We start from the raw sequence: 10,629 nt of genomic DNA, 5'->3' as shown, positions 1-10,629 counted from the left end.
CCCGCAACGGTAAATGCCGCCATGTCGATCTTGCAGGCCATCAGAACCTTTTTCTTTTACCTGCTGCTGGGCACCAGTTCGTTTCTCTGGTGCACCCTGAGCTTTTTTATTGCACCGTTCCTGCCGTTCAAGGCGCGCTATCGCTTCATTAATGTGTATTGGTGCCGCTGCGCGTTGTGGCTGTCCAAGGTATTCCTGAATATCCGTTTCGAGGTCAAGGGCGCCGAAAACGTCCCGGACCAGCCCTGTGTGATTCTGTCTAACCATCAGAGCACCTGGGAAACGTTCTTTCTCTCGGCGTACTTCTCGCCCTTGAGCCAAGTGCTCAAGCGTGAGCTGCTGTACGTGCCGTTCTTTGGTTGGGCCATGGCAATGCTGCGCCCGATTGCGATCGACCGTGACAATCCCAAGGCGGCGCTCAAGCATGTCGCCAAGAAGGGCGACGAGCTGCTCAAGGATGGCGTTTGGGTGCTGATCTTCCCGGAAGGTACGCGTGTGCCTTATGGCACTGTCGGCAAATTCTCCCGAGGTGGCACTGCGCTGGCGGTCAACGCCAATCTGCCGGTGTTGCCGATTGCCCATAACGCCGGCAAGTTCTGGCCCAAGACCGGCTGGGCCAAACGCCCAGGCACCATTACCGTGGTGATCGGCGAGCCCATGTACGCAGAGGGCGAAGGCCCGCGTGCCATTGCTGCATTGAATGACCGCGCCGCTGCCTGGAATGAAGCGCAGCAGCGGGCCATGGGTTCGTTGCCGCCGGAGCCCGTAGTGGTAGAGACGCCGGAGATTTGAGCATCTGTGGATAAGCTGTGTACGGTTTGTTGGAAAATGTGCATTTTTGCTCAGTAACCTGCTGATTTACAGGCATATTTCTGAAGCGCATAAAATCTCAGAAAACGTGCATAAGTTTTTTCTTCATAAAAAAACCGGTCTTTGTGACCGGTTTTTTATGCACAGCAGAAAAGATCGTTTTCAGTCCTCCAACGGTGGCAGTTGCAGGATGAACGTCGAACCCATGCCCAGCTCGCTTTCACAGCTGACATGCCCACCGTGGCGTTCTACGACGGCCTTCACCATGGTCAGGCCCAACCCTAGGCCGTCACTGCCTTGGGCCGAATTGAAGCGCCGGTATTGGTTGAACAGCTCTGGCAAATCTTCTGGCGCAATTCCGGGCCCCTGATCGCTGATGCGGCATTCCAACCAACCCCCCACACAGCCATGACTCAATCGGACGGTGGTGCCGGATGGCGAATACTTGATCGCGTTTTCCAGCACATTGAATAGCGCACGGGTGAGCAGCGATTGATCGGCGAGCACCATGCCTTCGTCTGCTTCATCCAGATCGTGAACCAGATGAATGCCCTTGAGTTGGGCAACGATCGCCACCTGATCGAAAGCATCCATTACCAGCATGGCGAACAACGTAGGTTGGAATTGATAGCCGTCAGCCTCGGCTTTCGCCAATTGCACGAAGGACTCGGTGAGGCTCAGCGCCCGTCGGACCTGTTGTTCGATCTGGCCAAAAATGGGCGATTCACTGTCGTGTACATCCAACAGCGCGAGGATTGCCGAATGCGGTGCGCGCAAGTCATGGGACAGAAAGCGCAGCATGGTCTCGCGATGCTGTTGGGCTTCGCGTTCCTTGCTTAAATCCGTGAGGCTCAGCAGCCAGCCAAGGGCGATATCGCCCTCGGCTGGAAGCAAGGGCGCAAGCTCCATGCGCAAACTGCGTTGGTGGATATCACGAAACTCGACCAGCTCCAGTGCAGACAGGGCAGGGCGCACGCCGTTATGCAGCGGTGGGTAACCCAGGTCGGCGAGCTGTTCGAGGAGCTTTTCGCGTACCAGGTCGTTGCCGAATACGTCACGGGCAACGCGATTGGCCAACAGGATGCTCCCCTGGGGATCGGTGATCAGTGTTGCGACCGGCAGGCATTCCAGTCCATCCGCCATAAAGCGCTGTGTATCCCGGGTGCGACTGACCGCCTGCTCGAGGGCGAAGATGCGCCCCTGAAGCACATCGCCCTTGCTGGCCGGTGCACGACGCCGCTCTGGCAATACTTTCGGTTCGTTATCCAGGCGCGCCAGTTCCCAACCGAAGTAGGCGAAGATTACGCTCAGGCGCCGCCAGTTCCAGATCAGATAGCTGAGCAACAACCCAATCAGGCAGGCCGAAGGCGACCACCAATGGCCCAGGCTCAGTAACGCCCACGACATCAGTACCGACGCGGCCATGCAGCCCAGGGTCATCCATAGCGCATAACGCGGGCGATACAGCAGCAGGCCCAGCAACAATGCCACCACGGACGTAGCCATCAAGGCCGCCAGCCAACCCGGCAGATCGACAATGCTGCGCCCCTGCAGTAAACCGTTAAGCACATTGGCCTGGATCTCCACGCCCGCGGTCGAGCCGGTCGCGGAGAGCGGGGTAACGAAACTTTCGCCCATTCCATAGGCCGTGGCGCCGACCAGAACCAGTCGACCGCGCAGCGCGTCTGGAGCCACCTCGCCACGCAGTACGCTGACGTAGGAAACACTTGGAAAGCGCTCCTGGGCAGAGGTAAACGGAACGCGAATCTCATGCTCCTGGTGCCATTGCTGACTGCGGGGCTCAAGCGGCATGCCGGGCATCGTCGATGTTTGCCCGTTCAACGTGTATGCCAGCCAGGCCAGCTGTGGCAGCGTGCTTCCCGGTGGACCTTCGCGTAGATACAGGCTGCGCACGACACCGTCATTATCCGATTCGACGTTGATGTGGCCGATGCCCCTGGCGCACTTGAGCAAGGGCGACAATGGCTCCCCGGTCTGCCTGGACCGTGCCCGGCTATCCGTCACAATCGGCAGCAATACATTGCCTGCGTTGCACACGGCATCGGCCAATCGTTGATCACCCGCGCCTTCGCCCGGCTCACTGAAGATCACATCGAATAAGATCCCTGCCGGCTGGGCAGCACTGAGCCGTTCGATCAAGTCTGCATGCACACTGCGCGGCCAGGGCCATGGGCCAAGTTCTTCCAGGCTAGGCGCGTCAATGGTCACCAATACGATGCGTGGGTCCACAGACAACGGTGCCAACTGGCGCAGGCTGTCATAGAGCGGGTTATTGAGCGCCAGGCCCGGACTCAGGGATAGGTACGCGGTGAAGGGCAACAGTACCAGGCCAATCAGCAACCATTCGCGCACCAGTCCGTGGAACAGCAGCTGCGCCCGGGTGGGTTGGCGTTTTTCAGCTTTACTCCATAGTTTCACAGGGCCACCGCCACAGGCCCGCCGAGACATCGATGATCATCGCGTGAACGTGTCATAAGCCCGGTCTCCCTCCAGGTGGTTACGATGGGACGCATTAGAGGTGCTGAAACCAGTGAAGCTTATTTCGGTCTTACTGGAGGACCCGTTAGTCACCATAGCGTATATCGATCCTTTTCCTCATAGCCAGGAGCCGGTATCTTCCCCTTGAGGGCCTAGGATTTTCGCTGGTTACGGTCCTTTGATATCAGCGTACCCAGAGTTTCGGAGTTCGTTGTATCCGCCCATAATTGTTCAGATTCATCGGCGGGTTTGTGTATGTGCACAAGGCGCCCCTGATTAAGCTGCCGTATTTTTGCAGGAAGGATCCACTCATGCGTGTCGCAATACTGGATGACGAGCCCGCCGAGTTGAGACGGGTAGAACAGACACTGCGACAGATTCCCAGCACTTCGGAACAGCCTTGGTCCGTACATTGTTTTGAGCGCGGCGAGAACCTGCTGCGCCAACTGCGCCGTGAAACCTTCGACCTGTTGATACTCGACTGGCAACTGCCGGATATCAGCGGCATTGCGTTGTTGCGCTGGACCCGCGAGCACATGGAGTCACCACCGGCCGTGATCATGCTCACCAGCCGCGATGCGGAGAGCGATATCGTCACGGCGCTCAACAGTGGAGCGGACGACTACGTCAGCAAACCCTTTCGTCCTAATGAACTCAAGGCTCGCGTCAGCGCCGTCCTGCGTCGACATGGGCTGCAAAAGTCCGCCAGCAATGAAGTTCAAAGCTTCAATGACCTGACGTTCGATGATGCCGAGTTGACGGTGACACGCGCCGGCACACCGATCAATCTCACCGAACGGGAGTACCGCTTGGCCAGCTGCCTGTTTGCCAACCTAGCGCGGCCACTGTCCCGCGAATACCTGTATGAGCGGTTTTGGTCCCATGAGGAAATGGTATCGTCTCGCCCTCTGGATACGCACATCTACCGCTTGCGCAACAAGCTCGGATTAACGGCGGACCGAGGATGGCAGCTGCTGACGATCTACGGGTACGGCTATCGTTTAGAGAGTGTGGCGGCGCCCGCCGAGGGATAATGTTCCACGTGGAGCATTTCACTAATGCTTAACAAACACCCATAAAAAAGGCCAACGCTAGCGTTGGCCTTTTTGTTATTGCCGGTACCTGATCAGAAATCCAGGTTAGACACCGCCAAGGCATTGCTCTCGATGAAGTCACGACGAGGCTCGACCGCATCACCCATCAGGGTGTTGAAGATCTGGTCTGCGCCAATGGCGTCTTCGATGGTCACTCGCAGCATGCGACGCTGAGCCGGGTCCATGGTGGTTTCCCACAGCTGATCCGGGTTCATTTCGCCCAGACCTTTGTATCGCTGGATGGTGTGACGCTTGGTACTTTCGGTCATCAACCAGTCCAAAGCTTCCTTGAACTCCTTGACCTGCTTCTTGCGTTCGCCACGCTGGATATAAGCGCCGTCGTCCAGCAGCGTGCTCAATTGCGCGCCGAGGGTGACCACCGTCTTATAGTCGTTGCTACCGAAGAAGTCGCGGTTGAAGGTGACGTAGTTCGACAGGCCATGCGAGATCAGTTCCACCTCGGGCAGCCATACGTTGCGTTCACGGTCTTCGCGAAGGCTGGCTTTGTACACAAGGCCAGACTTCTCTACCGTACGCAGACGCACTTCGTACTGGGCCAGCCAATCCTGCATCGCAGCATGATCGCCCAGCTGTTCCAGGCTCACGGCCGGCAAGTAGATGAAGTGCTCGGTCAGCTCCTGCGGGTACAGGCGCGACAGGCGCTTGAGCGTCTTCATCACCATGCGGAAGTCGTTGACCAGGCGCTCCAGCGCCTCTCCGGAGATGCCTGGGGCTTCGTCGTTCAAGTGCAGGCTGGCATCTTCCAGGGCCGACTGCGTCATGTACTCTTCCATGGCGTCGTCGTCTTTGATGTATTGCTCTTGCTTGCCCTTTTTCACTTTGTACAACGGCGGCTGGGCGATGTAGATGTAGCCGCGCTCGATCAGTTCAGGTAACTGACGGAAGAAGAAGGTCAGCAGCAGGGTACGAATGTGCGAACCGTCGACGTCTGCATCGGTCATGATGATGATGTTGTGATAACGCAGCTTGTCGATGTTGTATTCATCACGGCCAATACCGCAGCCCAATGCGGTGATCAAGGTGCCGACTTCCTGGGAAGAAATCATCTTGTCGAAGCGTGCTTTCTCGACGTTGAGGATCTTACCTTTCAACGGAAGGATAGCCTGGGTACGACGGTTGCGACCCTGCTTGGCGGAACCGCCAGCAGAGTCACCTTCCACCAGGTACAGCTCGGAGAGGGCAGGGTCCTTCTCCTGGCAGTCGGCCAATTTGCCTGGCAGGCCGGCGATGTCCAGTGCGCCTTTACGACGCGTCATCTCACGGGCTTTACGCGCTGCTTCACGAGCACGCGCGGCATCGATCATCTTACCGACGACCAATTTGGCTTCGTTCGGGTTCTCCAGCAGGAAGTCGGAGAAGTACTTGCCCATCTCCTGTTCCACCGCGGTCTTCACTTCAGAAGACACCAGCTTGTCTTTGGTTTGGGAACTGAACTTGGGGTCCGGAACCTTGACCGAAATAATCGCGGTCAAACCTTCACGGGCATCATCACCGGTGGTGGCGACTTTGTGCTTCTTCGCCAACCCTTCCGCTTCGATGTAGGTGTTCAGGTTGCGCGTCAGCGCGGAACGGAAACCCACCAGGTGAGTACCGCCATCGCGCTGGGGAATGTTGTTGGTGAAGCACAACAGGTTCTCGTTGAAGCTGTCGTTCCACTGCAGGGCGATTTCCACGCCGATGCCGTCTTCACGCTGAATGTTGAAGTGGAACACCTGGTTGACCGCGGTCTTGTTGGTGTTCAGGTATTCAACGAACGCGCGTAAGCCGCCTTCGTACTTGAACAGCTCTTCCTTGGCGCTGCGCTCATCCTTGAGGACGATGCCAACACCGGAGTTGAGGAACGACAGTTCGCGAATCCGCTTGGCCAGGATGTCCCAGCTGAAGTGGATGTTCTTGAAAGTTTCAGCCGAAGGCTTGAAGTGAATCTGGGTGCCCGTGGTTTCACTGTCACCGACGATTTTCATCGGTTCCTGTGGCACACCGTGGACGTAAGTTTGTTCCCAGATTTTGCCGCTGCGGCGTACGGTGAGAACCAGCTCTTCGGACAGAGCGTTCACTACCGAGACACCTACGCCGTGCAAGCCGCCAGACACTTTATAGGAGTTGTCGTCGAACTTACCGCCGGCGTGGAGCACGGTCATGATGACCTCTGCCGCCGAGACGCCTTCTTCTTTGTGCACGTCTACCGGAATACCGCGACCGTTGTCGCGTACGGTAATGGATTCATCCGGATGGATGATGATGCTGATGTCGTCGCAGTGACCGGCCAGAGCTTCGTCGATGGAGTTATCGACCACCTCGAACACCATGTGGTGCAGACCGCTACCATCATCGGTGTCGCCAATGTACATACCGGGACGTTTGCGTACGGCATCCAAACCTTTCAGCACTTTAATGCTGGTCGAGTCGTACGTGTGTTCTTCGCTCATGCCTTCACTCCCGATGGTCGTGGGTCTGGGTGATACGGCCTTGTTCCACGTGGAACAAAGCGACTGGCGTTTCCGTCTGCCAGCCTTCCCTCAATAATTCGTGGTCTACACAGGTGATAAACACTTGGCAGCGTAAGTCTTCCAATAAGCGGCATAGCGCGCGGCGGTGTTGCTCGTCGAGTTCGGACGGCAAGTCATCCACCAGATAAATACATTGGCCGCGTCGGGACTGGCTAACCAGATGCCCTTGCGCAATACGCAATGCACACACCACCAACTTCTGCTGGCCGCGGGACAGGATATCCGCAGCATTGTGAGCGCCTAATCTAAGGCGCAAATCAGCGCGTTGGGGTCCGGCCTGGGTGTGGCCAATTTGCTGATCACGCTGCAGGGACGTCGCAAGCACTGCACTCAGCTCACGTTCTTTGTCCCAACCTCGGTAATAACTCAGCGTCAGCCCCTCAAGATCCAACAACTCGCTCAAGGTCTGCTCAAAGACTGGTTTCAAGGCTTTGATATAGGCACGGCGGTATTCATCTATTTCGTCGCTGGCCAGGCACAGTTCCCGGTCCCAGGCCGCTTGTGAAGCGGCGTCAAGTGTACCATGCCGCAGCCACGAGTTCCGCTGCCGCAGGGCCTTCTGCAGGCGCTGCCAAGTGGCCATGAAACGCGGTTCCACGTGGAACACTCCCCAATCGAGAAATTGTCTGCGGATCTTCGGTGCGCCTTCCAACAGGCGGAAGCTGTCGGGGTTGATCAACTGCAACGGCAGGATTTCAGCCAATTGCGCAGCACTGCGTGCATTCTGCCCATCGATGCGAATCTGAAACTCTCCGCCGCGATCGCGGGATATCCCCAGGGCGCTGTGTCCACCCTCGGCCAACTCAACTTGGCCAAATACCGTGCACGCCAGCTGCTCGTATTGAATCACTGGTAACAGGCGGGCGCTGCGGAAGGAACGGGCGAGGCCCAGCAGGTGGATGGCTTCCAGCACGCTGGTTTTGCCACTGCCATTGGCGCCATGGAGAATATTGATGCGAGGGGAAGGGGAGAAGGTCACCGGGTGCAGATTGCGCACCGCGGTGACCGAGACGCGACTGAGGGACATCTAGCTTCTGCTGAGCATGATTACAGGCGCATCGGCATAACAACGTAAGCCGAGTCGTCGTTATCGGATTCTTGTACCAGCGCGCTGCTGTTGGAGTCCGACAGAATAAGGCGAACCTGTTCGGTGGTCATCACACCCAGCACGTCCAGCAGGTAGCTCACGTTGAAGCCGATTTCCAGCGAACCGCCGTTGTAGTCAACGCCCACTTCTTCTTCGGCTTCTTCCTGCTCCGGGTTGTTGGCCTGGATCTTCAACTGACCGTTGGCCAATTGCAGACGAATACCCCGGTACTTCTCGTTCGAGAGAATGGCCGTACGGCTGAATGCCTCACGCAGGGCCTGGCGATCGCCGAGCACCAGCTTGTCACCGCCTTTAGGCAGTACGCGCTCGTAATCCGGGAATTTGCCGTCAACCAGCTTGGAGGTGAAGGTGAATTCGCCGGTGGTCGCGCGGATGTGGTGTTGCCCCAGGACGATGCTGACGTTGCCATCCGGCTCGGTGAGCAAGCGCGCCAACTCGAGGATGCCTTTACGCGGCACGATGACCTGGTGACGATCCGGTTGGCCGATATCGGCGCGCATCGAACACATAGCCAAGCGGTGGCCGTCAGTTGCCACAGCACGGATGATGCCTTCGGACACTTCCAGCAGCATGCCGTTAAGGTAGTAACGCACGTCCTGCTGGGCCATGGCGAAGCTGGTGCGCTCGATCAAGCGACGCAGCTTGCTTTGCTCCAGGCTGCAGGTCAGCGAACCCGGGCCTTCTTCAACCGTCGGGAAGTCATTGGCCGGCAACGTCGACAGGGTGAAACGACTGCGACCTGCCTTGACCACCAACTTCTGCTCGTCGAGCTTGATGTCGATCAGCGCGTCGTTCGGCAGGCTCTTGCAGATATCCATCAGCTTGCGCGCCGGCACGGTGATTTCGCCGGGTTCGGCGGGCTCTTCGAGCTGCACGCGGCCAACCAGTTCGACTTCCAGGTCGGTACCGGTCAAGGACAGCTGCTGGCCTTCGACCACCAGCAGTACGTTGGACAGCACCGGCAAGGTCTGTCGGCGCTCGACGACGCCTGCGACCAGTTGCAGGGGTTTCAACAGGGCTTCGCGTTGAATGGTGAAATGCATGGTCTAGTCCCTTGCCTTAATAAGCTGCGCTGGTGTCATCACGTAGTCAGTGTACGCAGCAGGTTCTTGTAGTCCTCGCGAATATCCGCGTCGGATTCCTTAAGTTCGTTGATCTTGCGGCACGCGTGCAAAACCGTGGTGTGGTCGCGACCGCCAAACACATCGCCGATTTCCGGCAGGCTGTGGTTGGTCAGCTCCTTGGAGAGGGCCATGGCCACCTGGCGCGGACGCGCTACCGAACGCGAACGGCGCTTGGATAGCAGGTCGGAAATCTTGATCTTGTAGTACTCGGCAACGGTACGCTGGATGTTATCCACACTCACCAGTTTGTCCTGCAGTGCCAGCAAGTCTTTCAGGGATTCGCGAATCAGCTCGATGGTGATGTCACGGCCCATGAAGTGCGAGTGCGCGATAACCCGCTTGAGCGCGCCTTCCAGCTCACGCACGTTGGAACGAATACGCTGGGCGATAAAGAACGCGGCATCGTGGGGCAGATCAACTTTGGCCTGGTCGGCCTTTTTCATCAGGATCGCGACGCGGGTTTCCAGCTCTGGTGGCTCTACAGCAACGGTCAACCCCCAGCCGAATCGCGATTTCAAGCGCTCTTCCAGGCCTTCGATCTCTTTGGGGTAACGGTCACTGGTGAGGATGACCTGCTGTCCGCCTTCGAGCAGCGCGTTGAACGTGTGGAAAAACTCTTCCTGGGAACGTTCCTTGCGCGCGAAGAATTGAATGTCATCGATCAGCAACGCATCAACGGAGCGATAGAAACGCTTGAACTCGTTGATGGCATTGAGCTGTAGCGCCTTGACCATGTCAGCCACGAAGCGCTCCGAGTGCAGGTAGACCACCTTGGCATTCGGGTTCTTCTTTAACAGGTGGTTACCCACAGCGTGCATCAAGTGCGTTTTACCCAAGCCAACCCCGCCATAAAGGAAGAGCGGGTTGTAACCGTGCTTGGGGTTGTCGGCCACTTGCCAGGCGGCCGCACGGGCCAGCTGGTTGGATTTACCTTCGACAAAATTCTCGAAGGTAAAGGTGCGGTTCAGATAGCTGGTGTGCTTGAGCGCGCCTTCAACCTGCACAGTGCGCTGCTCGGCACGCACGGGAGCTTGCTGAGAGCTGGCACCTGCCATGGGGTCGAAGCTGTCACGGGACGGCTCTTCGTTCTCCAGTGCATTTTTAGGCACGGAAGACTTGGAAGGCGTCGGCGCAGGGGCAGCGGCAACCGGTGCAGCCTGGGACTGGGAAGCAGCCGCTGCCAATGGAGCATTCGGAGCAGCGCGAGGTGCGGAGCTGCGTTTGCTGCCTATTAATAAGGAGAGCACGGGCGCGATGCCGTTGCCATGTTCGTCGAGCAATTCGAGAACGCGGCTCAGGTACTTCTCGTTGACCCAGTCGAGAACAAAACGATTGGGCGCGTAGACACGCAACTCGTCGCCTTCGGCTTCGACCTGTAGCGGACGGATCCAGGTGTTGAATTGCTGGGCAGGCAGCTCATCGCGCAAAAGCTCCACGCATTGCTGCCAAAGTTCCACTGACAC

The 10,629-nt window shown here is 57.7% G+C and carries 7 protein-coding genes; 2 read left to right on the top strand and 5 right to left on the bottom strand.

The window, feature by feature from the left end:
• The first annotated feature begins 21 nt into the window (after positions 1–21).
• Entirely contained in the window at positions 22–792 is a 771-nt protein-coding gene (locus tag C4J87_RS00035) for a 1-acyl-sn-glycerol-3-phosphate acyltransferase (protein ID WP_124365238.1), read from the top strand.
• Positions 793–972: 180 nt separating this feature from the next.
• Here C4J87_RS00035 and C4J87_RS00030 read toward each other — a convergent pair whose 3' ends face one another.
• Positions 973–3,249: a CHASE2 domain-containing protein gene (locus C4J87_RS00030; protein ID WP_124365237.1), complete on the bottom strand. Its 2,277-nt coding sequence runs from the start codon at positions 3,247–3,249 to the stop codon at positions 973–975.
• Positions 3,250–3,620: 371 nt separating this feature from the next.
• Between C4J87_RS00030 and C4J87_RS00025 the strand changes: the two genes are divergently transcribed.
• Entirely contained in the window at positions 3,621–4,343 is a 723-nt protein-coding gene (locus C4J87_RS00025) for a response regulator transcription factor (RefSeq protein ID WP_124365236.1), read from the top strand.
• A gap of 92 nt (positions 4,344–4,435) precedes the next feature.
• Here C4J87_RS00025 and gyrB read toward each other — a convergent pair whose 3' ends face one another.
• From gyrB to dnaA, 4 genes are read right to left on the bottom strand one after another with little or no spacing between them, the layout of a single operon-like run.
• A complete protein-coding gene (gene gyrB / locus C4J87_RS00020; RefSeq protein WP_124360577.1) occupies positions 4,436–6,853 on the bottom strand; it encodes a DNA topoisomerase (ATP-hydrolyzing) subunit B in 2,418 nt (805 codons plus the stop codon).
• Between the two features lie 4 nt (positions 6,854–6,857).
• Positions 6,858–7,961, bottom strand: coding sequence for a DNA replication/repair protein RecF (recF, locus tag C4J87_RS00015; RefSeq protein ID WP_124360576.1), 1,104 nt, complete (start codon positions 7,959–7,961; stop codon positions 6,858–6,860).
• Between the two features lie 20 nt (positions 7,962–7,981).
• Positions 7,982–9,085 carry a DNA polymerase III subunit beta gene (gene dnaN / locus C4J87_RS00010; protein WP_124365235.1) on the bottom strand — a complete coding sequence of 368 codons (1,104 nt, stop codon included), beginning with the start codon at positions 9,083–9,085 and terminating at the stop codon, positions 7,982–7,984.
• 38 nt (positions 9,086–9,123) lie between these two features.
• Positions 9,124–10,629 (bottom strand): chromosomal replication initiator protein DnaA, encoded by a 1,506-nt coding sequence (gene dnaA, locus C4J87_RS00005; protein WP_124365234.1) that lies wholly within the window; start codon positions 10,627–10,629, stop codon positions 9,124–9,126.

The sequence above is a fragment of the Pseudomonas sp. R1-43-08 genome (assembly GCF_003852255.1).
Lineage (GTDB): Bacteria > Pseudomonadota > Gammaproteobacteria > Pseudomonadales > Pseudomonadaceae > Aquipseudomonas.
The sequence above is the reverse complement of the archived record's forward strand: the minus strand, read 5'-3'. Positions and strand labels throughout refer to the sequence as shown.